We start from the raw sequence: 22,865 nt of genomic DNA, 5'->3' as shown, positions 1-22,865 counted from the left end.
GGGGACGCGATCAAGGGCCGCACGAAGCCCGTTGGAGGCGGCATTTACTAAAACCACGGCTCCTCGACTTTCGATCGCGCGTTGATGGCATCGGCAATCGCGGCGACACGCCTCGCCATCACGAGATGCAGCCGTTCGACCATGCGTCCCTCGACCGTAATCACCCCCTTGCGCGCATTCTCGGGCTCTTCGAAGGCTTTGATGATCTTATGCGCCCAGGCGATTTCCTCGATCGTCGGTGAAAAGACTTCGTTGCAGGGCACGACCTGCGACGGATGGATGAGCGTCTTGCCGTCCATGCCCAGCGTGCGGCCATGCTCGCATTCGGCGCGAAAACCGGATTCGTCCTTAAAATCGTTGTAGACGCCATCAATGACATCGAGCCCATAAGCCCGCGCGGCCACCAGCGTCATCGCCAGCCACGGCACGACGGCGAAACGGTTGCGGCTTGCGAGCGCACGGCTCTCCTTCAGGAGATCGTTCGTGCCCAGCACGAAGCAGACGAGCCGATTGTCCTGGTCGGGCGCACAGGCGGCAATTTCCTTGGCGTTGATGATCCCCATCGGCGTCTCGATCATCGCCCAGAGCCGAATGCGCGGATCGGCATCCGATGCTTTGATGACCTTCGCCGTACCGGTGATATCGCCGGAGTTCGAAACCTTTGGAATGAGAATGGCATCCGGAACGGCTGCCATGGCCCCGTGCAGATCGGCCATCCCCCACGGCGTTTCTATCGGATTGACCCTGAGGATCACTTCCCGCGAACCAAACCCCCCTTCGTGGATCGCAGCCGTTGCCTGCGCTCGCGCCTTTTCCTTGTTGGGAGGCGCGACCGAATCCTCAAGATCGATGATGATCGAATCCGCCGGCAGCGTTTTGGCTTTTTCCAGAGCCCGCTCGTTGTCGCCGGGCAAATAGAGGACGCTGCGTCTGGGTCTCATGGCCATCGCATCGACTCCCGTAGAAAAATGCGTTGATTTTGCATCGCAGCATGCACGTTTGCAACATCGACCGCGACTAAACTTTCGAATAAATCGCAATTCCGAGCGCTGGCGTTGGCTTGTCCATCGCGCGGCAAAGGTCCAATCGCGAACTCTTCGGTCCCTATGCGCCGCATTCTCATGATCTCGTCGTATGTTGCGCATGATCCCGTTGGGCTGACCGCAACAAGCCCGCCCCTACTCGCCGCCGGCATCGATGTCGTCGGACTGCCGACGGTTGTGCTGTCGAACCATCCGATCCGCGCCCACATCGCCGGCATTACGCTCGATCCGAGACTTGTCGGAGACATGGTCCGCGCCCTCGCCGACAATGGCTGGCTGGCCTCGTTCGATGCGATTTTCTCCGGCTACCTACCATCGCTCCAGCACGTCGAAATCGTCGCTGAAGCCGTAATGCGTCTGCGCGCCGCGAAGCCCGAGATCACCTATATCTGCGATCCGATCTTCGGCGACGACCCCGGCGGCCTCTATATTGACGAACGATCCGCACACGGCATCCGCGATCTGCTCATGCCAATGGCCGACATCATGACGCCGAACCGCTTCGAGTTATCGTGGCTGTCCGGCAGCAATGTCCAATCGCCGGCCGATGCCGTCACCGCAATCGCCAATCTCAGCCGCCCCATCGTCGCCGGAACATCAATTCCGGACGGGCCAACCTCGCTCGCTACCGTGCTGACGGCTGCGGACCGCACCTTCATCGGCCGCGTCGAGAAATGGGCCGACGTGCCGCATGGCACCGGCGACATCTTCGCAGGCTGCCTCACCGCCAAACTCATGCACGGCGAACCGCCTCAGACGGCGCTGGCTTACGCTCTCGGCGGCGTTCGCCGCGCGCTCGAAATCAGCCGCGGCACCGATCGCATGCTGCCGAATTTCGTCGATTGGCGGCACATCTCTCCTGTGTCCATCAAAGCTGCAGCGTGAGTGACATTCGCGCGCCACGCCCGCTTTGGGTTGCTGCGCATGGAATGAACCGGCATATCTGCCCAGGGATCATTTTTATGGAGGGACTCCGCAGATATGAAGCCAGAATCAAGTGCGGAAGGCATTAGCAGAGAAGTTCTTGCCAGCCTTGTTTTGCTTGCCGCCGCGCTCTTGGCGCTGTTCCTTGCCAATTCGCCTCTTCACAACGCCTATGAGCACATCTTAACGACCAAAGTTCAGCTCGGCGTCGCACCCTTCGCTCTCACAAAAGAAATCCATCACTGGATTAACGATGGCCTGATGGTCATTTTTTTTCTGGTCGTCGGTCTCGAAATCAAGCGTGAGGCCATTCGCGGCGCGCTTTCGAAACCCGCCGCCGCGATGCTGCCGATCGTCGGCGCAATTGGCGGTATGGTCGTCCCGGCGCTGATCTATGTCGCGATCAATTTCGATAACGCGGAGCACCTGCGCGGCTGGGCCATTCCGGCAGCAACCGACATCGCGTTTGCCGTCGGCGTGATGGCGCTGCTGGGCAAGCGCGTCCCACCGACGCTGAAGGTCTTCCTGCTCGCCCTCGCCATCATCGACGATCTCGGCGCCATTCTGATCATCGCATTTTTCTACACATACGAACTGTCGTTCATCGCATTGGGATTGGCCGCTGCCGGCGCCGCCGTGATGGCGGTCATGAACCGGCTCAACGTCATGCGGGTCTGGCCCTATCTGCTCGTCGGAGCCTTCGTTTGGCTCTGCGTGTTGCAGTCCGGGGTTCACGCAACCATTGCGGGTGTCGTCACGGCGCTGATGATCCCGCTCTCGAGCCCGAAGAAAGGGGTCGACGGTCCGCTCCCGGCGCTCGAGCACACATTGAGCCCTTGGGTCAGCTTTGGCATCATGCCGATCTTCGCTCTCGCCAACGCCGGATTGGCGGTTGGCGACCTGTCAATGAATGACATGCTGTCGCAAATCCCCGTCGGCATCGCGTTGGGTCTTTTCCTCGGCAAGCCACTCGGCATATACGGCGCAGTGCGCGCTGTGATTGCCAGCGGCCTCGGAGAAATGCCTCACGGAGCATCTCGGATGCAGCTCTTCGGGACCGCAATTCTCGGCGGCATTGGTTTCACGATGAGCTTGTTCATTGGCCTGCTGGCGTTCCCCGACCCCACGCTGACCGCGGAAGTGCGTCTCGGCGTTATGGCAGGGTCCCTGCTGGCAGCGGTGGTCGGCTACATCGTATTGGTCACGAGCAAGGGAGCCCCACCGATGGCGGAGGAAAAACAATAATGAGCAGCTTTCCCGAAACTTTGGCGGACCGCTATCGCCGTTTCCGTCATCGCCATTTCGTTCCGAACGCCGACCATTACGAAGAACTCGCGACACACGGGCAAAGCCCCGAGACGATGATCGTCTCGTGCTCGGACAGCCGCGTCGATCCCGAGACGATCTTCTCGGCCATGCCCGGCGAACTATTCGTCGTCCGCAATGTCGCCAATCTTGTTCCGCCCTACGAAGTCAGCGGCAAATATCACGGCGTCAGCGCCGCGATGGAGTTTGCAGTGCTGAATTTGCGCGTGAAGAACATGATCGTCATGGGCCATTCTGGCTGCGGCGGCGTGAAGGCGGCGCTGGACCAGAACGCCGCAATCCAGACGGACGCGCATTTCATCTCGAAATGGATGTCGATGCTCGACGACGCCCGTCTCAGCGTTCTAGCTGCACATCAAAGCAGCTCAGCTAGCGTCCGTCAGGAAGCGCTCGAAAAAGAAGCCATCAAGCAGTCGATCGCTAATTTGCGTACCTTCCCGTTCGTGAAAGAGCAGGAAGACAAGGGCCGGTTGTCGCTGCACGGCGCGCATTTCGACATCAAGTCGGGAACGCTGACGGTTCTGAACCACTCGCGCGGTCAGTTCTTCGCACTTTGATGGCGTGGCCGCTCGGAGCCTTCTCGGCCTATCAGGATGATGGACCTGCCGCTCCGGCGGCAGCTTCCACTTTCGCCTTGGCAATGATCGGCAGCAACTTCGTCTTGAGCGACTCCGGCGTGATCGGCCCAACGTGCTTGTAGATCACGTGGCCCTTGCCGTTGACGACGAACGTCTCAGGCGTTCCGTAGACGCCCCAGTCGATCGCAGCGCGCCCATCGGCATCGGTCCCGACTGCCGTGAACGGATTGCCGTAACGCCCCAGGAAACGCCGCGCCGCCGCGGCCTGGTCCTTGTAGTTGACGCCATAAATGTCGACGCCGGACTCTTCCTTGAGCTGCTCCAGCATCGGATGCTCATCGACGCACGGTACGCACCACGACGCCCAGTAATTGACGACCGAGATCTTGCCCTTCGCAAGATCAGCCGAAGTAAAACCTGGTTCGGACTTGCCCGCTGTCACTTCCAGCCCTTCGACGGCCGGAAACGTCGTTTGCGGCACCGGCTTGCCGACAAGCGTTGACGGCAGCAACGACGGATCGCCGGACCTGAGGGCCATCGCGAAAAAGCCCGCGATGACCACGAAAATCACGACGGGCAACAAGCGCAAATAATTGGATCGACCCTGGGCCACCGTCATCTCTCTCTATTCAGTGCGAGGAGCGGCGCTTGACGCCCTGGCGTTCCAGCGCGGCGAGTTCGGCGCGCTGCTTCCATCCATCAGCCAAAAGCCAAAGGATGAGCCCGATCACCGTCACCGTGACGACGGCATACGACAGCCAAATGAAAGCGGCGTGCGGTCCCATATTCATATCAATCACTCCGCTGCCTGAGGCGCGAGCCGATCCCGGCCCATGACCGCCTGTGTCCTGAGCGCCTTCACCCGGCGGCGAAGAATCTCGTTCCTCATCGCCTTCAGATGCATCGCGAAGAACATCAGCGTGAACGCTAGCGCCATCACCAGCAACGGCAGACGCATGCTCGGATCGACGGTCGATGTGAAGTCCGTCGACGGCTGATGCAGCGTATTCCACCAATTGACCGAAAACTTGATGATCGGCAGCAGCGTCACGCCCACGAGCGCCAGGACGGCTGTCAGCTTGGCTGCAGCCCCTTCGTCTTCCAGCGCTGAACGCAGAGCAATCAAGCCGAGATAGAGAAAGAACAGCAGCAGCACCGACGTCAGTCGCGCATCCCAAACCCAGTAGGTGCCCCACATCGGCTTGCCCCAGAGCGAACCGGTCACCAGCGCCAGGAACGTGAAGGCCGCGCCGAGCGGCGCCGCGGCCTTCGCCGAAACGTCCGCCAGCGGATGACGAAACACGAGCAGGCCGAAACTCGACAGCGCAATCAGCCCGTAAATCATCATCGAGAGCCACGCGCACGGCACATGGATGTACATGATCCGGACCGTCTCACCCTGCTGATAGTCAGGTGGCGAATCCAGAAATGCCAAATAAAGACCGTAAACCAATAGGATAGCCGAAGCGGCCGTCACCCACGGCAGCACGCGAGCGGAAAGCTCCATGAACCGTGTCGGATTGGCGAGGCGTTGCGTAAGCGTCTGCATGGGCGGGATTTAAGCCTTTAAACGATACGGCGCAATGAAGCCTGAGGTTACCATTTGGAGAATTACTGCAACTGGATCCGAAGCGCAGCAGCTGCCGCGACCGGCCCCAGCACGACCGTAACCAGCGACACCGCCGCCAGAATGAGAAACGACGCACTAAGCCCATCGGGTCCCGCGCTGGCACTGACGGCCGATATGCCGAAAATCAGCGTCGGCACATAGAACGGAAGCACAATCACGGCCAGAAGCAGGCCGCCGCGACGTGTCTTCATGGTCAATGCCGCCCCGATCGCCCCCAGAAAACTCACGGCCGGCGTCCCGATTAAGGTTGTTGCCACAAGAATAGGGTAAGAATTGAGGTCGAGATTGAGGAGGATGCCGAGCACCGGCGCCATGATCGCCAGCGGAATTCCCGTGGTGATCCAGTGGGCTAAAGCCTTTGCGGCGCTGACAAGCTCGAGCGGCAGCGGCCCCGTCGCCAGCACATCAAGGGTCCCGTCTTCGTAATCCGCCTCGAAAATACGATTGAGCGACAGCAACGCTGCCAGCAACAGCGCGATCCAGAGCACGCCCGCCGCAATCCGCGCCAGCAGATTGAGATCCGGCCCGAGCCCAAGCGGCATCAACGAGACGACCACGAGAAAAAAGCCCAGCGCTGTCCCGATAGCGCCACCCTCGCGGACTGCCAATCGCAAGTCCCGCTTGATGAGAGCCCAGAAACTCTTCACGCCGCCATCCTATGCGCCACGAGATCGAGCGTCCGCGCCCGCTCCAGCGCCAAAGGCAAATGCGTGGCAATGACGGCAAGCCCGCCCTCGCGCGTATGCGCGTTCACCGCCGCCACTAGCCGCTCCGACGACGCCGCGTCGAGCGACGCAGTGGGCTCATCGAGCAGCCACAGCGGCCGGTGCGCAACAAGCAGCCGCGACAGCCCGAGCCGCCGCTTTTGTCCGGCCGAAAGATACGCGGCGGGAAATTCGCCAAGCTCTTCCAATCCGAAATGCTGAAGCGCAGCGTCGATCCGCTGCTGCGAATGATCGTTCGCTTCCAGATAGGCGTTCCAGAACGTCGCGTTCTCGATCACCGTCAAACTCGACTTCACCGAATTGGTGTGACCGATCGCATGCGCCTGCTCCGCGACCGACAGCTCCGGATCGCCGCCTTCGAGACGAACGGAACCGCGAAACGGCCGGATGAATCCGGCCAGCGTTCGCAGCAATGTCGTCTTGCCGATGCCGTTCGCGCCCGTCAGCACCAAGGCTTCGCCGTGCTTGACGTCGAACGACAACCCCTCGATGACACGCCGCGGCCCGCGGTCGATGGTCAAGTCTTCAGCAATAAGCTGCACAGTGATCGGATTCCATGATGTCGGATTGAGCAAAGGCGGGGCAATTTGGCCATCCGCACGATTGGGCTTTTCTTTTCGATATGCTTATATAAAAGGCACGTTGTATCCTTCGCTAGCGCAAAAGCGAGGGGGTCGCGCGGCCCAGTCCTATGTGCCGCGGGGCGTCCTCGATTCCGTCGGCACACCGGCGGCGCAGCCCTTCGTCTTAATCTTTCGGAGGCCTGACCTTGAGCGCCCTTACACCCATTTCCGACGACAGCTTCAAATGCAAGAAAACCCTCACCGTCGAGGGTAAGACTTACGTTTACTATTCCTTGCCCGATGCCGAGGCTAACGGCCTTAAAGGCATCTCGCACCTTCCCTATTCCATGAAGGTTCTCCTCGAAAACCTCCTTCGTCACGAGGACAACCGCTCGGTCACCAAAGCCGACATCATGGCCATGGCCGAATGGCTCGATAACAAAGGCAAAACCGAGAAAGAAATCGGCTTCCGCCCGGCCCGCGTGCTGATGCAGGACTTCACCGGCGTACCCGCCGTTGTCGATCTCGCCGCCATGCGCGACGGCATGACGAAGCTCGGTGGCGACCCGACGAAAATCAATCCGCTCGTCCCCGTCGATCTCGTCATCGATCACTCTGTCATCGTCGATGAGTTCGGCACGCCGAAAGCCTTGGCCGACAACGTCGCGCTCGAATACGCGCGCAACGGCGAGCGCTATAACTTCCTGAAATGGGGCCAGGGCGCGTTTCAGAACTTCCGCGTCGTGCCGCCGGGCACCGGCATCTGCCACCAGGTCAACCTCGAATATCTCGCTCAGACCGTCTGGACGAACGAGATGGCGGACGGCGCAACCGTTGCCTATCCTGATACCCTCGTCGGCACCGACAGCCACACGACGATGGTCAACGGCTTGGCCGTTCTCGGCTGGGGTGTCGGCGGCATCGAAGCCGAAGCAGCGATGCTCGGCCAGCCGCAGTCGATGCTCATTCCTGAGGTCATCGGTTTCCGCCTGACGGGCAAGCTGAAGGAAGGCGTCACCGCGACCGACCTCGTTCTCACCGTCACGCAGATGCTGCGCAAGAAGGGCGTCGTCGGTAAATTCGTCGAATTCTTCGGACCCGGCCTCGATAGTATGACGCTCGCCGACCGCGCGACGATCGCCAACATGGCCCCGGAATACGGCGCCACCTGCGGCTTCTTCCCGGTCGACGGGGAAACGATCAACTATCTCACGATGTCGGGCCGCGACGCGCACCGCATCGCGCTTGTTGAAGCCTACACCAAGGCGCAGGGCCTCTATCGCGAAACGGGCTCGGCCGATCCGGTCTTCACCGACACGCTCGAACTCGATCTCGGCGATGTCGTCCCGTCGATGGCGGGTCCCAAGCGTCCCGAAGGCCGCATCGCGCTGACCGACATCAAAAGCGGCTTCGAAACTGCGCTCGCCGGCGAATACAAGAAGCCGGATGAGCTTTCGAAGCGCGTGCCCGTCGAAGGCAAAGACTTCGACATCGGCCACGGCGACGTCGTCATCGCCGCGATCACGAGCTGCACGAATACGTCGAACCCGAGCGTGCTGATCGCCGCCGGCCTGCTCGCCCGCAACGCCGTCAACGCTGGGCTGACGAGCAAACCGTGGGTGAAAACATCGCTGGCACCGGGATCGCAAGTCGTCGCCGCTTACCTCGCGGATGCGGGCTTGCAGCCCTTCCTCGATCAGATCGGCTTCAACCTCGTCGGCTTCGGCTGCACCACCTGCATCGGAAACTCCGGCCCGCTGGCGCCTGAGATTTCGAAAGCGATCAACGGCAACGGTATCGTTGCTGCGGCGGTCCTGTCCGGCAATCGCAACTTCGAAGGCCGCGTCAGCCCCGACGTGCAGGCGAACTATCTGGCGTCGCCCCCGCTCGTCGTCGCTTACGCGCTCGCGGGCTCGGTTCAGAAGGATCTGACCAAAGAGCCGTTGGGCACTGGCAAAGACGGCAAGCCTGTCTTCCTGAAGGACATCTGGCCGACGACGCAGGAAATCCAGCAGTTCATCGCCGACAACATCACGCGCTCCATGTTCATGTCGCGCTACGCCGATGTCTTCAAAGGCGACAACAACTGGCAGGGCATCGCGACCAGCGGCGGCCTGACCTACGGCTGGAACGGCTCGTCGACGTACGTCCAGAACCCGCCCTACTTCCAGTCGATCGCCCGTGAAGCCAAGCCCGTGGGCGACATCGTCAACGCCCGCATCCTGGGTCTCTTCGGCGACAAGATCACGACCGACCACATCTCGCCTGCGGGCTCCATCAAGACCGCGAGCCCGGCCGGCAAGTATCTGCTCGACCACGGCGTGCAGCCGGTGGACTTCAACCAGTACGGCACACGCCGCGGCAATCATGAAGTGATGATGCGCGGCACCTTCGCCAACATCCGCATCAAGAACCACATGGTGAAGGATGCGAACGGCAACGTGAAGGAAGGCGGCCTGACGATCCACTATCCATCGGGCACCGAAATGCCGATCTACGATGCCGCCATGCAGTACGAAGCCGAAGGCGTGCCGCTCGTTGTCTTTGCGGGCGTCGAATACGGCAACGGCTCCTCACGCGACTGGGCGGCTAAAGGCACGAACCTGCTCGGCGTCCGCGCCGTCATCGCGCAGTCGTTCGAGCGCATCCATCGTTCGAACCTGGTCGGCATGGGCGTCGCGCCCTTCGTCTTCACCGAAGGCACATCGTGGGAATCGCTTGGCCTCAAGGGCGACGAACGCGTGTCCATTCCCGGTCTCGCCAGCGTCAAGCCGCGCGAGGTCGTGACGATCACCATCACCCGCGCCGACGGCTCGACGCTGCCCGTGCCGGTGCTCTGCCGGATCGATACGCTCGACGAGATCGAGTACTTCAAGAACGGCGGCATCCTGCACTACGTGCTGCGCAATCTGGCGGCTTAGGCCCTGGCTGCTCTCTCATCCCGGAAGCCCATGCGGCTCCGGGGTGCTACGATGGCGTAGCTATCTGCATGCCCGATGCAGCCATCTGCGGCACGGATGACATTCAGCGAACATTCGGGGGAGCATCATCCTCTGCATGCTCCCATCATTGCAATTACGACCAGAACCAATTATTTGACCCAATATTTTTAGAGGATATTCCATGGCGGCAAGAATTCGCGAACGCGATATTATTATTCCCGCATTAAGAGCAGCTGCTGCGCGCTCCGACGGCGATATCTCGACATCAGACCTCATTGGGAAGCTGGAAGAAGAGTTTCAGCCTGAAGGGCAGGATGCTGAAATCCTTGAGGGTCGTAGCGACAGTCATTTCTCGCAAAAGGTGCGAAATCTAATCTCGCATCGCAACGGACCGAATAGCATGTTCTCGAAAGGATATGCCGAATATACGGGCGACGGCATCAAGATCACCGATGCCGGACGAGAGTTTTTAGCTCAGGTCCCGACCGAATAGCGCGCCTTATATCCCGGCTTCAGCCATTTCAGTTCGGTATGGCGGCCTGCGTTCTTATCCCAGACAAACCAAGCATAAGCCGTGGTGCCAGACCCTTTCACCACGGCTCCCTTGGGATAGAACGTGATCCGTTCGCTGAAGACCCATACCCGGGAAGGTGGGAAATCGCTGAAAATCGTCCTTGCCCGATTAGCCCCTTCCAGAAACGCTAGACGTAGCAGCAGAGCGACTTTGCTACGTGCCTGTCTAACCCCCGCTGCCACGAAGGCCTCCGCGCTGTTATAGGGAGGGTTCGTGATAATGTTGTCGGTCTTGCGGTCGGCGGTCAGAAAGTCGATTCCGCCTTCTCCAAAACCGCGGTCGAACAGATCCGAACTGACGACGAGTTTGCAAGTTGTTTCGAGAACGCGTGACATGGCTCCGTCGCCACACGCTGGTTCCCATGTCGTTCCTTCGAATCGCTCATTGTCGACCAGCGCGTGAGTTGCCCATGCTGGCGTCGGAAAGAAATCCGGCCCATCCAAGTCAGCGAACCGCTTAAGGGTCGGTTTGAACCCGCCATTGAGATTGTAGGTGCTGTCGGCCATTCTTTTTTCACCTCACAGCAGAAAGAATAACTGAATCAGATAGTTATGAAAGCGGCGGAAGTGAGTCAAAACGACTCACACAACGAAGATCGCTGTAGAAGCTTGCAAAAGACTGAAGTGGATACCGAAACGCCGCTCGACCCGTTCGGGGAGCGGCGCTCAAAGAGTCAGACGTCCTGCCGCTAGACGAACGGGGCCATTGGCGCCCCGTGCGGGATTCGAACCCGCGTTCTCTGATTAACCGGCGCATCTGAAATGGGGGGCGTCTATTGCCGTTTCAAGTCCTCGTCCGCCTGCACGCAGATTGCACCACGTAACACCCTCCCGCCCTCCAGCGAATTCCTTAACGCTCACCCCTTCGTGACAAGGCTTTCGCGCCTTTCACTTTGGCCTGACGTTTGTGGGCGCTAAAGATAAACTTGGCGGCGGCCGTAGTATCTGTGAGGCTTAACGATTGATGCGTTTTCGCGAATTCCTGCTGGCGGTCCTCGTCGTCGGCGCCGGCGCCGTTCCCGCTTCAGCCCAGGAAGTCCCCGTCGACCGGCCAGCGGACCAGCCCGTCAAAGCCGTCGTTGAGCTCTTCACGAGCCAGGGGTGCTCGTCCTGCCCGCCTGCCGATGAAGTTCTGAAGACGCTCGCCGACGACCCGTCGATCATCGCCCTGTCGCTGCCCGTCGACTACTGGAACTATCTCGGCTGGAAAGATACCTTCGCCTCGCCGCGCAATACCGAACGGCAACGCAATTATGCCCGCGCCCGCGGCGACGGCCAGATCTACACGCCGCAGGCGGTCGTGAACGGCGAAATCCCTGTCAACGGCTCCTCGAAAGCTGCAATCGAGCAGGCTATCGACGAAACCTCCAAATCCGGAGGACCCCGCCAGGTGCCGGTCCGTTTCTGGCAGGAGCGCAACACCATGAACTTCGCGCTGGGCGCCGACGCATCCGGCCATGCCCCGCGCGAGGCGACGATCTGGCTCGGCGTCGTGCAGATGTCGGGTTCGGTGCCGGTCAAGGATGGCGAGAACGCCGGCAAGACGCTGACCTACACCAACGTCGTCCACGAGCTCATTCCCGTCGGCATCTGGAAAGGCCAGCCGATGCAGGTGCAGCTACCGCGCGCCGCCATGATGCAAGCCGACGTGCAGAAGGTCGTCGTTCTCGTGCAGGAAGGCCGCAGCGGCCCCATCATCGGCGCGACGATGGCGGGCCTCTGGTAGATAACCGCCCCGTGCGTTCCTGCCGGCTCGCGGAACGCGAGTCGGAACGCGCCGAGTAAAGCTTCGGCCGGCTCCCCGAAGGGGAGTCGCCGGGGCCAATCATCAAGCCGCCAGCCCGCGCTTCTTCAGCAGGCCGTCGATCTTCGGCGGCCGCCCGCGAAACGCCACGTACGCGTCATGCGGATCGCGCCGATTGCCTGCCGAGTAAATGAACTCGTGCAGCTTCTTTGCCGTCGCCGGATGAAACACGTTGCCCGTCTCTTCGAACGCCGCGAACGCATCCGCGTCCATCACTTCCGACCACAGATAGCTGTAATAGCCCGCTGCATAGCCCGACATGATGTGCATGAAGTGCGGCAGACGGTGCCGCATCACGATCTCTTTGGGCATGTCGATACCGTTGAGCGCATCGCGCTCGAAGCCTTCGATATCGCCGATTTCCGACATGTCGGCGGAATAGAGCGCCATATCGACGAGCGCGGACGACGTATATTCGACCGTTGCAAATCCCTGATTGAAATTGCGCGCCGCCGTCAACCGCTGACGCAGCGATTTCGGCATCGGCTTGCCGGTCTTGTAGTGCAGCGCGTGCTTTTCGAGCACGTCCGCCGTCGACAGCCAATGCTCGTAAAGCTGCGACGGCAGCTCGACGAAATCGCGCGACACTGACGTTCCCGAGATCGACGGATATGTCACATTGGACAGCAACCCGTGCAGCCCGTGCCCGAATTCGTGAAACAGCGTGCGTGCATCGTCGAACGACAGCAGCGGCGGCGTATCATCGCCGCCCTTCGTGAAATTCAAAACGTTGATGATGATCGGTGTCTGGCCCTTGCCGAGCTTGTGCTGCGAGCGGAACGACGACATCCAGGCGCCGGAACGCTTCGTTGGTCGGGCAAAATAATCGCCCATGAAAATGCCGACGTGCTGGCCTTTCTTGTCGAGCACCTCCCACACACGCACCTCGGGGTGATAGCGCGGCAGATCCTTGCGCTCCTTGAACTTCAATCCGAAGAGCTTCGTCGCCGTGTCGAACGCGGCGCGAATCATGTGGTCGAGTTCGAGGTAGGGCTGCAGCTTCGACTCGTCGAAATCGTACTTCGCCTGGCGCACCTTTTCCGAGTAATAGCGCCAGTCCCACGGCATGATTTCGGAATTGTCGCCCGCGTTCTGCGCTTCGGCCGCCAGCAGATCGCGTTCGCCTTTGGCGCGCACGATGGCCTTCGCCCACACGGCGCGAAGAAGCTCATCGACGGCAACCGGCGTCTTCGCCATCGTGTCCTGCAGGCTGAATTCGGCATACGACTTGAAGCCCATCAACCGCGCATATTCACCACGCAAGGCAACCGCTTCGGCAACGATCTGCCGGTTGTCGGTCTCGCCCTCGCGTGCGCCGCGGCTGATCCAGGCGTTGAACGCCTGCTCCCGCAAATCTCTGCGGGCAGAGTACGTCAGGAACCCTTCGACACTCGACCGCGCCAGCGTCACGATCGCCTTGCCCGGAAGACCCACATCGGCCGCCGCCCGTTCCGCACTGTCCTTGAGCGTTTGAGGCAGTCCGGCGAGATCGTTCTCGCCGTCGAGCACGAGCTGCCAGGATTGCTCGTCTTTCAAGACGTTCTGCATGAACTGCGTGACGAGCGTCGCGAGGCGCGCGTTGATCTCTTTCACGCGCGATTTGTCTGCCGACGACAGCCGTGCACCCGCGCGAACGAATTCCAGATGGTGGCGTTCGAGCACGCGCAGGTCTTCATCATCGAGCTTTAGCGCATCGCGGCGCTCGTAAAGATCATCGACACGCTTGAAGAGGCGCTTATCAAGCAGGATCTGCGTTTCGTGCGCTGCAAAACGAGGCGCCATATCGCGCGCGACTTCCTGCAATTCCGGCGTCGAATCCGAGCCTTCGAGATTCCAGAAAACCGACGCGACGCGGGACAACTGCCAGCCGCTCTTTTCAAGCGCGATGATCGTATTGGCGAACGTCGGCTTTGCCGAATTGCGTGCGATCTTTTCGATTTCTGCTTTGTGCTCGCGAAACGCCGCTTCGAGCGCCGGTTTGAAATGGCGCGCCTCGATTTTCTCGAATGGCGGCATGGCGAATTCGCCGTTCCATTTCATCATCAATGGATTGGCGGTGGCTTTTGGGCGCGGCTTCGATGCCGCCTTACGCTTTGCTATCATTGAGATCGAATATCCGAGTTTCCCCCACTCTGTAACTTTATATACGCACAAAATACCGTTTGTGCTCAAATGAAACCCTTGCAATGCGGCAACGCCGACAGGACCGGCGCGGTGGCACCGGTCCTGTCGAACACGACGTCGAGGGAGAGGGTTCGTTTTGGATGGGGACCAAAACGCAGAAGGGAGCGTTGCCTGAGAGTCCTATCTCGAAACTATGGCCCCGGGGGGCTGGGGGGCTATATATCCAGAGCCGGTCCTTTGAAATCGGACCCAAAGGCAACGGTTATCTCTATCGCGTTTTAATACGGCGGATTGGGGCCGCGCCTGAGTCGCGATTTTGTCAGGGTCAGGGTATTTCCGTGCTTTGTCCCCAAAGTTGTTCATCCCGTTCATTTGGCCGAAGAACCGCAAGTTTTTTGACGTCTCTCTTGCATTCGCCGTCCGTTAGCGCGATCCTTCATTATCAACGATTGGACGGCGCCGTTTGAGCGAGACAACCGACCCGATAGTTTTTCGCCCGCGCTCAGCGGGCACGCCTGGATCGCCCGATCAGCATTCGGAGCCAGGCCGACGAACCACATTCGATCGCTACGAACTCACAGCCATTCTCGATCTCTACGGCCGCAAAGTTGCCTCCGGCGCTTGGCGCGACTACGCCATCGACCTGCTGCGCGACAAGGCCGTCTTTTCCGTCTATCGCAAGGCAAGCGAATACGCGCTCTATCGCATCGAGAAGGATCTGCGCCTGGCGCGCAAACAGGGCGCCTACAGCGTCATCGCGGCCGGAGGCCTCATCATGAAGCGCGGCCATGACCTGAAGCGCGTGCTGAGCGTCCTCGAAGACCGCCCCGACGTCGTGAGATTTTAAAGCTCTTCCTCCGCTTCCGGCCGGCCCTCGGAACGAGAGTCGGAAGCGGAAAACAAAAGAGCGCCGACAAAAAATACGCAAACAAAAAAGGCCCCGGATTCCGGGGCCTTTCTCAATTTGATTTCTCGCTCTTAGTTGCGATTCGCCATTCCCAACAGGTTCAGGATGTGAATGAAGAGCGTGATGAACGAGCCGTAAAGCATGAAGGCGCCGAAGATCGACGACCGCTTCAGCTGCTCTTCGCCACCATACTGGACATTCTCGATGTACATCGACTTGATCGCCTGCGTTTCAAACGCCGTGATGACCGAGAAGAGCAGCACGACGACGGCCGAGATACCCATGCTGACCGTCTTGCTGGTGCCGGGATCGGTGATGAAGAAGAAGCTGCCGAGCATGACGACGATCAGGCCGATCGACGCCATCGACAGGAAACCGCTCCAGCCGGTCATGTCCTTCTTCGTGGTGTAGCCGATGAGGCTCGTGACCGCGAACATCGCGGCGGCGATGAAGAAAGCCTGACCGACGAGGCCAGCCATGCCGGTCGAAACGTAAAGCGAAATCATCGGAGCGATCAAAGCGCCCCAGGCCGCGCAGTAGAGCCAATAAGCGCCGTGGGCGACGACGTTACTGCCGCCGAAGAAAAGACGCGGTGCAAACCAGCCAAGACCCATGACGGCGGCAAACAGAACCCATTTCATCGGGCCCAGCGCAATCGCTGCCATGACCTGCGGGTTGGCCATAAGAAGCATGACAACGGCCGCCGTACCGGCAACACCGAGCGCCATGTAGTTGTAGGTGCCGAGCATGAACGAGCGCAGCCCCTGGTCTATCGCGCCAGATGTCCGCGCGCTGCCGTACGGGCTATTTGGTCGCGAAAAAACTTCAGCCATGGTCCTCGAATCCTCGTGTTATCCGGCGAACTGCCGGTTCTGCGTAGAATATGATCCTGCCGCCGAAACCTTTCAAGGTCCGGAAACCAAAAGCAGAATGCTTTTATTCTGAACGCAGGTAACTTGCAGGCGGAGCCTTAAGGATCATCCACGTTCCGATCCCGCCGAACACCGCAATCATAGCCGCTGCAACCCCAAGCGTCACGAAAACGGCATTGAGCGAAAAGACATAATCCAATTCCATCACGCGGGTAACGGCAACCCAAGCGATGACACTGCCGAGCAGAATGGCGACGAGCGCCGCAATCACGGCCAGCAAGGCATATTCCCAGGCGTGCGCCATGAGAATCTGCCGCCGCCGTGCCCCGATCGTCTTCAGGATCACGGCTTCCAGGATTCGCCGCCGCTGCGCCGTTACGAGCGCACCTGCTAAAACGAGCGCGCCCGCCGTCAGGGTCACGCTACCTGCAACTTGAACCGCCACCATCACTTTCGCGAAGATCTTGCTGAACTGATCGATGGCGTCGCGAACGCGAATGGCGCTGACCGACGGATAGGACCGGCCGATATCGCGCACCATCCGGGTTTCGACATCCGCCGCCGTTCCCGGCGGCAGGCGCACCGTCGCGAGCAGATTATGCGGCGCCGCCCGCAGCGTGTTCGGCGAGAACACCATGATGAAGTTGAGGGCGATGCTCTCCCACTTCACCTCGCGCAGGCTTGCGACCTTCGCCGCGATATTCCGTCCGAGCACATTGATCGTCACGCTGTCACCGAGCCCGAGGCCGAGTTTTTTCGCGATTTCGCCCTCGAACGATACGAGCGGCGGCCCGGAGTAGTCTTTCGCCCACCAGGAACCGGCGGTGAGTGTCGAACCTTCTGGAATGCTGTCGGAATAACTCAGGCCGCGGTCGCCGTTCAGTACCCACTGGGTATCGGACGGAAACTTGAGATCCTCCACCGGCGTGCCTTTGATCGCGACGATCCGGCCGCGCAGCATCGGCGCTTCGACCAGTGACGTGCCCGGCGCGTCTTGCGCGATGCGCGCCTTCAACCCATCGAAATCTCCGGGCGGAATGTCGAGCAGGAAATAATCCGGCGCTTCCTCAGGCAAGCGGTCCCGCAGATCCGCCACCAGTGAAGCATTCGCGAGTGCCACCACGACGAGCAGCGAAAGGCCAGTCCCGAGCGACAACACGACAGAACGCGTCAGCCCGTCAGGCGAACCGATGTTGCGCAACGCCAGTCCCAATTCCGGCCGCGACGGGCGCGGCAGGCGACGCGCCATCCGCGCCAGAAATCCGCCGAGCCAGCCGAATACGACCAGCATGACGACCAGCCCGGCAAGAATCCAGAGCGCAATCGACCGTGGCTCCGACGTCAACACCGCGATCGCGATCAGCGCCGCACCGAGCGCCGCCATCAACACGATCAGCGATGTTCGCGGCCGACCGCCGGATCCGTTAATGCTGTCGCGAAAAAGAACCGTCGCCGATACGTTTTCCGCTCGTCCCAATGGCCAGAGCGCAAACAGCAACGCAACGAGCGCGCCATAGAGCGCCGCGAGTCCCAGACTGAGCGGCGATACCTCGACGTTGATCCGAACAGGCAGCAAATCACCGTAGAATTCGTCGATGATCGACGGCACCGCAACGCCGAGCGCGAGGCCGATCGCAATGCCGACCGCGCTCATGATGACGAGCTGCACCAGGAATATGCCCATGATCTGCGAACCCGACGCGCCGATGCTGCGGAGCGTCGCGATCACCTTCATGCGCTTGTCGATGAACGTGGAAACCGCGTTCGCAATGCCCACGCCGCCGACCAGCAGCGATGCCAGCCCGATCAGGATGAGAAACTGCCGCAAGCGGTCGAGCGCCCGGCTGATCTGCGGTGACGGATCATAACGATCGTTGCTGGTGTAGCCGCCGGTCGGAAGTTTTTCGGCAACCGATTTGCGCAAATTCGAAAGCGCCCCACGGTCGCTTGGCGCACCTGTCGGCAACTTGATCGCATAGCGCCAGCGAATGAGTGTGCCGGGCTTGATGAGATCGGTTTTTTCCAGCGTCGCGAGTGACACGAACACACGCGGGCCATAGGTCATGCGGTCGACGATGGCATCCGGCTCGTTATCGAGAATGCCTTTAATCACCACACTTTCTGAGCCGATGCGCATCTCGTCGCCGATCTTGAGACCGAGCCGATCAAGCAACATGGCATCGGCGACGGCGCCCTGTCCGGAAAGCGCTTCGGCAAATGTGCCACCGCTCTTCAGCGTCACCGTCCCTGCGAGCGGATAAGCGCCATCGACGCCTTTCAACTCCGCCAGGGCCTGATCCGAACCGTCGGTACGCCGCGCCATCGTTCGCATCGTCGCCGTTTCGCTCACCCGCCCGAGACTGTGAAACAGCTGCTGATCCTCGGGCGTGCCGCGAACATGCATCCGCGCGAACACGACATCGCCGCCGAGGATCGCCTCGCCCTGTTTCGTAAGTCCGGCGCGCAACGCATCGGCCAGCGCGCCGACGGCCGCGATCACCATCACACCCAGTGCCAGGCAGGCGATGAAAATGCGAAAACCATCGAAACCATTGCGAATTTCGCGCAAACCGAGACGAACGATGGTGAGAATACTCGCGCGCTTCGGCTGAGCCGCGCCGTCCAAATTCGAGAGTGCCGTCACGACGACACCGCGCGCATAGCGGCTTCCGTCCTCTCGTCGGCGACGATTGCGCCGTCCGTCATGCGGATCACGCGATCGGTCATTGCCGCAAGCTTGTTGTCATGCGTGACGATCACGAGGGTCGCGCCGCGCCGCTCGCGCAGACCGAACAACAGCTCGATAATCTGTTTGCCCGTTCGCCCGTCGAGATTGCCGGTCGGCTCGTCTGCGAACAGAATATCCGGCGACCGGCTCAACGCCCGGGCAATCGCAACGCGCTGCTGCTCGCCGCCCGAAAGCTCCGCCGGGAAATGATCGACACGAGCGCTCAAGCCCACTTCCGCCAAGAGGTCGCGCGCCGTCTCGAAGGCCTTTGCTTCGCCCGCAAGCTCCATCGGCAGGGCGACATTTTCCAGCGCCGTCATCGTCGGCACGAGATGAAACGACTGGAACACGATGCCCATGTCGGCGCCGCGAAGAACGGCCAGATTATCTTCCGACAGCGATCCGAGTTCGCGCCCCGCGACCGTAATGCGCCCGCTTGTCGCCCTTTCGAGGCCCGCCATCGTCATCAGCAGCGAGGTCTTGCCCGATCCAGAAGGCCCGACGATCGCCGCCGATTGCCCGCGCGGAATCGCAAGCGACACGCCACGCAGGATATGTACCGGCCCGGCGCGGCTCGTTAAGGTCAACTGCACATTGTCGAGTTTAATGATCGGATCGCTCAAGCTAAGATGCCCTGCCTTGTCGTGGCTGATGTGTGTCGTATCGGACTTGTGCCGCACACATTGAGCCTCTACGTCAGCTCATGAAATGTGTGATGTGTGGGGCCGAAAGATGAACGCTAAAGCTTCCCGCGCCCCGAACCGGGTTTCTGGCTGGATTGCGAAGACCGCCTTTCGCGTACTGATCTGTGCCGGGATGATGGCTCCGCTCGTAACCTCTGCAACTGCCGTGTCGTCGCGCCCACTGACGATCGTCGCCTTCGGCGACAGTCTGACGGCCGGTTACGGCGTCAAAACCAGCGACTCCTTCCCGACCCAGCTTCAGATGGCGCTTCAGGCCAAGGGACACAAGGTCACCGTAACGAATGCCGGCGTTTCGGGCGATACGACGTCGGGCGGGCTGGAACGCCTCGACTGGGCGCTCGATCCCAAACCCGACGCCGTCATCATGGAGCTTGGCGCCAACGACGCGCTGCGCGGCATCGATCCGAAAGTCCCGCGCGAAAACCTCGACAAGATGCTGGCCGATCTCAAAGCCAAAGGCATTCCCGTTCTGCTCACCGGCATGAAAGCGCCGAACAACTGGGGCGACGATTACGCCAAAAAATTCGATGCGATCTTTCCGGATCTCGCAAAAAAATACGACGTTCCGCTTTATCCGTTTTTTCTCGAAGGCGTCGCGCTCGATCCCTCATTCACGCAACCCGATGGTCTGCATCCGACGGCCAAAGGCGTTGCCGAAATCGTGAAACGCATTCTGCCTGACGTCGAAGCGCTTATCGCGCGCATCGACCAAAGTGAGACGACAGCAAAAGGGGCTGCGCCTTAAGCCCCGCCTACGAGCAAGGACATCCTGAAATGCCCCGCTTGTTTACGGCCATCGAACTGCCTGACGATATTTGCGACGAGCTGCATCGGTTGCGTATGCCTCTTCCCGGCGCGCGCTGGATTAAACCGGAGAGCTACCACATCACGCTGCGGTTCGCCGGCGACATCGGCAACGTTCAAGCGCGCGAGTTTGCCGACAACCTCGCCCGCATCGAACCTGACGGATTCGAGCTGCGCTTGTCCGGTCTTGGCGTCTTCGGCGGTGACGATCCGCATTCGATCTGGGCGGGCGTCGAACCCAAACCCGAACTCGAAGACCTCGCCCGCGCCCACGAGAAAGCCGCACGCAATGCCGGTCTTGCGCCCGATACGCGGGCGTTCAAACCGCATGTCACGCTCGCCCGCCTGAAACATTCGAACGTCGATGCCATTGCCCGTTACTTGTCGCGCTACGGCGGCTATCGCTCGGAGCCGTTTTTCGTTGCACGAACATTGCTGATGTCCTCGCGCCCAAGCGTTGGCGGCGGGCCGTACGGCGTCGAAGAACGCTTCCCGATGCGCGGCATGGGCTTCCTGGCAGATGAAGGCGAAGGCGACGTGAGCTGGTAACGCGCGACCGCGTCAGCTTATCGTCAGCACGATCTTGCCGGTCGCCTCGCGACGGTCGAGCACACCCAACGCCGACACGATGTCTTCGAGCGGATACGTCGCCTGAACGCGCGGCCTGAGCCGCCCCTCGCGCACCCAGTCCAAGACGCGAACCATATTGGCGCGATGCCCGGCGGGATTGCGCGTCACCGCTTCGCCCCAGAAAACGCCTGCGATCTCCGCGCCACGCAACAGCAGCAGGTTGAGCGGAATTTTTGGAATTTCACCCGCCGCAAACCCGACGACCAGAAAGCGCCCTTCCCACGCCAAAGCCCGCACAAGCGGTTCGGATGCCTCTCCGCCGATACAATCGTAGACGACGTCCGCGCCGCGACCGCCAGTGAGGTTGCGAACTTCCGTTTTGAGATCCGATCCGGGAAACAAGATCACCTCGTCGGCCCCGGCAGCCTTGGCGATTTTCGCTTTTTCATCCGATGACACGACCGCGATGACGCGCGCGCCCATCAGCTTTGCGATCTCCACCGCCGCCTGCCCAGCGCCACCTGCCGCGCCGGTCACGACGACCGTTTCTCCGGCCTTGAGCTGACCGCGATCTGCGAGCCCATGAATCGCCGTGCCGTAGGTCACCGAAAGCCCGGCCGCGACCGTCATCGGCACCCCGTCCGGAATGGGCACCAGCTTGCCGATGTCGACCGCGATGTTTTCCGCCGCCCCGCCCCAGTTGACGTAGGCCATCACCGGCTGTTCCACGTGAATCCCGAGATCGTTCGGCCCCACGCTCTCGACCACGCCCGCGATTTCGGCACCCGGGGAAAACGGTAAATCCGGCTTGAATTGATATTTGCCGCGCGTAATCAACGTATCGGCGAAATTGAGACCGACTGCCGCAACCCGGACGATCGCCTGGCCGTCCAGCGGCACCGGCTCCGCCAGCGTCTCGATAACGAGGCCGTTCGGCCCCTCAAGGCTCTTGCAAAGAGCTGCCTTCATATGTGACGTCCCTCGCGCTGCATCTCTCTCTGACACACACGAGCGGAACCCAATGTCAAGAAAAGCGACCACATGGCCGCCGCATCCGAAAGGCTATTTCGCCATCGGCGCCGAACGCATGTCGAAGTCGCTCAATCTCGGTAACCTGATGCGCTCGGCCCATGCTTTCGGGGCAAGCTTTACCTTTACCGTTGGCGCCACCTACAAAGCCGCTGAGGCCTACGCCGACACGTCCAAAAGTCAGTTGCATTTGCCGCATTACAATTGGTCCTCGCTCGACGAGATGGCTCTGCCCGGCGGCTGCAAGCTGGTCGGCATCGAGCTGCTCGACGATGCGATAGATCTGCCGAGCTTCCGCCATCCGCTGCGCGCGGCTTATGTGCTGGGACCCGAGCTCGGCTCGCTGTCCGAACCGCTGATCGAACGCTGCGACTATGTCGTCAAGATCCCGACAGCCTTTTGCGTCAATGTTGCGATGGCCGGCGCTATCGTGATGTATGACCGCATTAAATCGCTGGCTCGGTTTGCCGATCGGCCGATCGGCGAGGGGGGACCTTGAATGCCGAATGTCGGGAAGACCTTAGCTATTCTGTTGTTGATTGCTGCAGTACCCGGCGGAGGAGCGTTCGGCGCCGAGCAGCAGATGACGCGCGTCAACACCTATGGCGCCTGGTCGTTGATGACCGACACTGCTGATCCGCATCTTTTCTGTTTCATCACCAGCGAGCCGACAGCAAGCCAATCGGGGAGCGTCAATCGCCAGTCGCCTCGGGCCTACATTTCCGCTTGGCCGAAAGACGGCATTCGCGCCGAAGTCAGCTTCCGCATGGGTTTTCGCATCAAGAAAAACACGCCCGGCATGGCGACCGTAAGCCCCGCAGGTTTTCGGCTCTTCGGCTCCGGCGACCGCGTCTACGTCTCCGATTCGACCCGCGAGCTGAAGCTCGTCGAAGCCATGCGCAAAGGCAGCACTATGACCGTCGCGGCGACGCCCGCGAGCGGCGCGACGGTTACAGATACCTATTCTTTGAGCGGCATCGGACAGGCCCTGCAGAAACTCCAGCAAACCTGCTTCTGAA

Annotated in this window: 23 protein-coding genes; 11 read left to right on the top strand and 12 right to left on the bottom strand. The window is 60.7% G+C overall.

Going from position 1 to position 22,865, the window contains the following annotated elements; all coding sequences use genetic code 11:
• Positions 1–47 precede the first annotated feature (47 nt).
• Positions 48–947, bottom strand: coding sequence for an HpcH/HpaI aldolase/citrate lyase family protein (locus RLW41_RS09135; RefSeq protein ID WP_013950193.1), 900 nt, complete (start codon positions 945–947; stop codon positions 48–50).
• Between the two features lie 159 nt (positions 948–1,106).
• Here RLW41_RS09135 and RLW41_RS09130 point away from each other — a divergent pair, with 159 nt between their 5' ends.
• From RLW41_RS09130 to RLW41_RS09120, 3 genes are all read left to right on the top strand, one after another.
• Positions 1,107–1,928, top strand: a complete 822-nt coding sequence (locus RLW41_RS09130; protein ID WP_414464288.1) for a PfkB family carbohydrate kinase — start codon at positions 1,107–1,109, stop codon at positions 1,926–1,928.
• Between the two features lie 96 nt (positions 1,929–2,024).
• On the top strand, positions 2,025–3,212 hold the full coding sequence (nhaA, locus tag RLW41_RS09125; protein ID WP_414464287.1) for a Na+/H+ antiporter NhaA: 1,188 nt from the start codon (positions 2,025–2,027) through the stop codon (positions 3,210–3,212).
• The gene (locus RLW41_RS09120) at positions 3,212–3,850 is read left to right on the top strand and encodes a carbonic anhydrase (protein WP_409561532.1); all 639 of its coding nucleotides are present in this window, start codon (positions 3,212–3,214) and stop codon (positions 3,848–3,850) included. Before nhaA ends, RLW41_RS09120 begins: the two co-directional genes overlap by 1 nt.
• Positions 3,851–3,881: 31 nt before the next feature.
• Here the strand turns inward: RLW41_RS09120 and RLW41_RS09115 are convergent, their stop codons facing one another.
• The 5 genes from RLW41_RS09115 to ccmA all read right to left on the bottom strand — a co-directional run bounded on the left by RLW41_RS09115 (position 3,882) and on the right by ccmA (position 6,768).
• Positions 3,882–4,490, bottom strand: a complete 609-nt coding sequence (locus RLW41_RS09115) for a DsbE family thiol:disulfide interchange protein (protein WP_414464286.1) — start codon at positions 4,488–4,490, stop codon at positions 3,882–3,884.
• 10 nt (positions 4,491–4,500) lie between these two features.
• Entirely contained in the window at positions 4,501–4,656 is a 156-nt protein-coding gene (gene ccmD, locus RLW41_RS09110; RefSeq protein WP_024274982.1) for a heme exporter protein CcmD, read from the bottom strand.
• 11 nt (positions 4,657–4,667) lie between these two features.
• Positions 4,668–5,420, bottom strand: coding sequence for a heme ABC transporter permease (locus RLW41_RS09105; RefSeq protein ID WP_013950187.1), 753 nt, complete (start codon positions 5,418–5,420; stop codon positions 4,668–4,670).
• A gap of 62 nt (positions 5,421–5,482) precedes the next feature.
• The gene (gene ccmB / locus RLW41_RS09100; RefSeq protein ID WP_024274981.1) at positions 5,483–6,148 is read right to left on the bottom strand and encodes a heme exporter protein CcmB; all 666 of its coding nucleotides are present in this window, start codon (positions 6,146–6,148) and stop codon (positions 5,483–5,485) included.
• Positions 6,145–6,768: a heme ABC exporter ATP-binding protein CcmA gene (gene ccmA / locus RLW41_RS09095; protein WP_409561530.1), complete on the bottom strand. Its 624-nt coding sequence runs from the start codon at positions 6,766–6,768 to the stop codon at positions 6,145–6,147. The genes ccmB and ccmA overlap by 4 nt, the downstream gene beginning before the upstream one ends.
• A gap of 227 nt (positions 6,769–6,995) precedes the next feature.
• Between ccmA and acnA the strand changes: the two genes are divergently transcribed.
• On the top strand, positions 6,996–9,710 hold the full coding sequence (gene acnA, locus RLW41_RS09090; protein WP_414464284.1) for an aconitate hydratase AcnA: 2,715 nt from the start codon (positions 6,996–6,998) through the stop codon (positions 9,708–9,710).
• Between the two features lie 202 nt (positions 9,711–9,912).
• The gene (locus RLW41_RS09085; protein WP_414464283.1) at positions 9,913–10,224 is read left to right on the top strand and encodes a hypothetical protein; all 312 of its coding nucleotides are present in this window, start codon (positions 9,913–9,915) and stop codon (positions 10,222–10,224) included.
• On the opposite strand, the gene RLW41_RS09080 is transcribed toward RLW41_RS09085, so the two are convergent.
• Positions 10,206–10,811: a hypothetical protein gene (locus tag RLW41_RS09080; RefSeq protein ID WP_414464282.1), complete on the bottom strand. Its 606-nt coding sequence runs from the start codon at positions 10,809–10,811 to the stop codon at positions 10,206–10,208. The genes RLW41_RS09085 and RLW41_RS09080 overlap by 19 nt on opposite strands.
• A gap of 457 nt (positions 10,812–11,268) precedes the next feature.
• Between RLW41_RS09080 and RLW41_RS09075 the strand changes: the two genes are divergently transcribed.
• The gene (locus tag RLW41_RS09075) at positions 11,269–12,030 is read left to right on the top strand and encodes a DUF1223 domain-containing protein (protein WP_414464281.1); all 762 of its coding nucleotides are present in this window, start codon (positions 11,269–11,271) and stop codon (positions 12,028–12,030) included.
• Between the two features lie 102 nt (positions 12,031–12,132).
• Here the strand turns inward: RLW41_RS09075 and RLW41_RS09070 are convergent, their stop codons facing one another.
• Entirely contained in the window at positions 12,133–14,211 is a 2,079-nt protein-coding gene (locus tag RLW41_RS09070) for a M3 family metallopeptidase (protein WP_414464280.1), read from the bottom strand.
• 484 nt (positions 14,212–14,695) lie between these two features.
• Between RLW41_RS09070 and RLW41_RS09065 the strand changes: the two genes are divergently transcribed.
• Positions 14,696–15,079, top strand: a complete 384-nt coding sequence (locus RLW41_RS09065; RefSeq protein WP_414464279.1) for a DUF2794 domain-containing protein — start codon at positions 14,696–14,698, stop codon at positions 15,077–15,079.
• A gap of 131 nt (positions 15,080–15,210) precedes the next feature.
• Here the strand turns inward: RLW41_RS09065 and RLW41_RS09060 are convergent, their stop codons facing one another.
• The 3 genes from RLW41_RS09060 to RLW41_RS09050 all read right to left on the bottom strand — a co-directional run bounded on the left by RLW41_RS09060 (position 15,211) and on the right by RLW41_RS09050 (position 19,419).
• The gene (locus tag RLW41_RS09060) at positions 15,211–15,972 is read right to left on the bottom strand and encodes a Bax inhibitor-1 family protein (RefSeq protein ID WP_414464278.1); all 762 of its coding nucleotides are present in this window, start codon (positions 15,970–15,972) and stop codon (positions 15,211–15,213) included.
• A 103-nt stretch (positions 15,973–16,075) separates the two neighbouring features.
• A complete protein-coding gene (locus RLW41_RS09055; protein WP_414464277.1) occupies positions 16,076–18,655 on the bottom strand; it encodes an ABC transporter permease in 2,580 nt (859 codons plus the stop codon).
• Positions 18,652–19,419: an ABC transporter ATP-binding protein gene (locus RLW41_RS09050; protein WP_414464276.1), complete on the bottom strand. Its 768-nt coding sequence runs from the start codon at positions 19,417–19,419 to the stop codon at positions 18,652–18,654. The genes RLW41_RS09055 and RLW41_RS09050 overlap by 4 nt, the downstream gene beginning before the upstream one ends.
• Positions 19,420–19,471: 52 nt before the next feature.
• Here RLW41_RS09050 and RLW41_RS09045 point away from each other — a divergent pair, with 52 nt between their 5' ends.
• Together RLW41_RS09045 and thpR are read left to right on the top strand one after the other, a co-directional pair.
• Entirely contained in the window at positions 19,472–20,188 is a 717-nt protein-coding gene (locus RLW41_RS09045; RefSeq protein WP_414464275.1) for an arylesterase, read from the top strand.
• A 29-nt stretch (positions 20,189–20,217) separates the two neighbouring features.
• The gene (gene thpR, locus RLW41_RS09040) at positions 20,218–20,796 is read left to right on the top strand and encodes an RNA 2',3'-cyclic phosphodiesterase (protein WP_414464274.1); all 579 of its coding nucleotides are present in this window, start codon (positions 20,218–20,220) and stop codon (positions 20,794–20,796) included.
• A gap of 12 nt (positions 20,797–20,808) precedes the next feature.
• Here the strand turns inward: thpR and RLW41_RS09035 are convergent, their stop codons facing one another.
• Entirely contained in the window at positions 20,809–21,786 is a 978-nt protein-coding gene (locus RLW41_RS09035) for an NADPH:quinone oxidoreductase family protein (RefSeq protein ID WP_409561518.1), read from the bottom strand.
• Positions 21,787–21,838: 52 nt separating this feature from the next.
• On the opposite strand from RLW41_RS09035, the gene RLW41_RS09030 reads away from it, so the two are divergent.
• Together RLW41_RS09030 and RLW41_RS09025 are read left to right on the top strand one after the other, a co-directional pair.
• Entirely contained in the window at positions 21,839–22,345 is a 507-nt protein-coding gene (locus tag RLW41_RS09030; RefSeq protein WP_013950169.1) for an RNA methyltransferase, read from the top strand.
• Positions 22,346–22,864, top strand: a complete 519-nt coding sequence (locus tag RLW41_RS09025; protein WP_414464273.1) for an invasion associated locus B family protein — start codon at positions 22,346–22,348, stop codon at positions 22,862–22,864. It abuts the gene before it with no gap.
• The last annotated feature ends 1 nt before the right edge of the window (position 22,865 follow it).

It is taken from the genome of Hyphomicrobium sp. DY-1, from assembly GCF_047497105.1.
Taxonomy (GTDB): Bacteria; Pseudomonadota; Alphaproteobacteria; order Rhizobiales; family Hyphomicrobiaceae; genus Hyphomicrobium_B.
The sequence above is the reverse complement of the archived record's forward strand: the minus strand, read 5'-3'. Positions and strand labels throughout refer to the sequence as shown.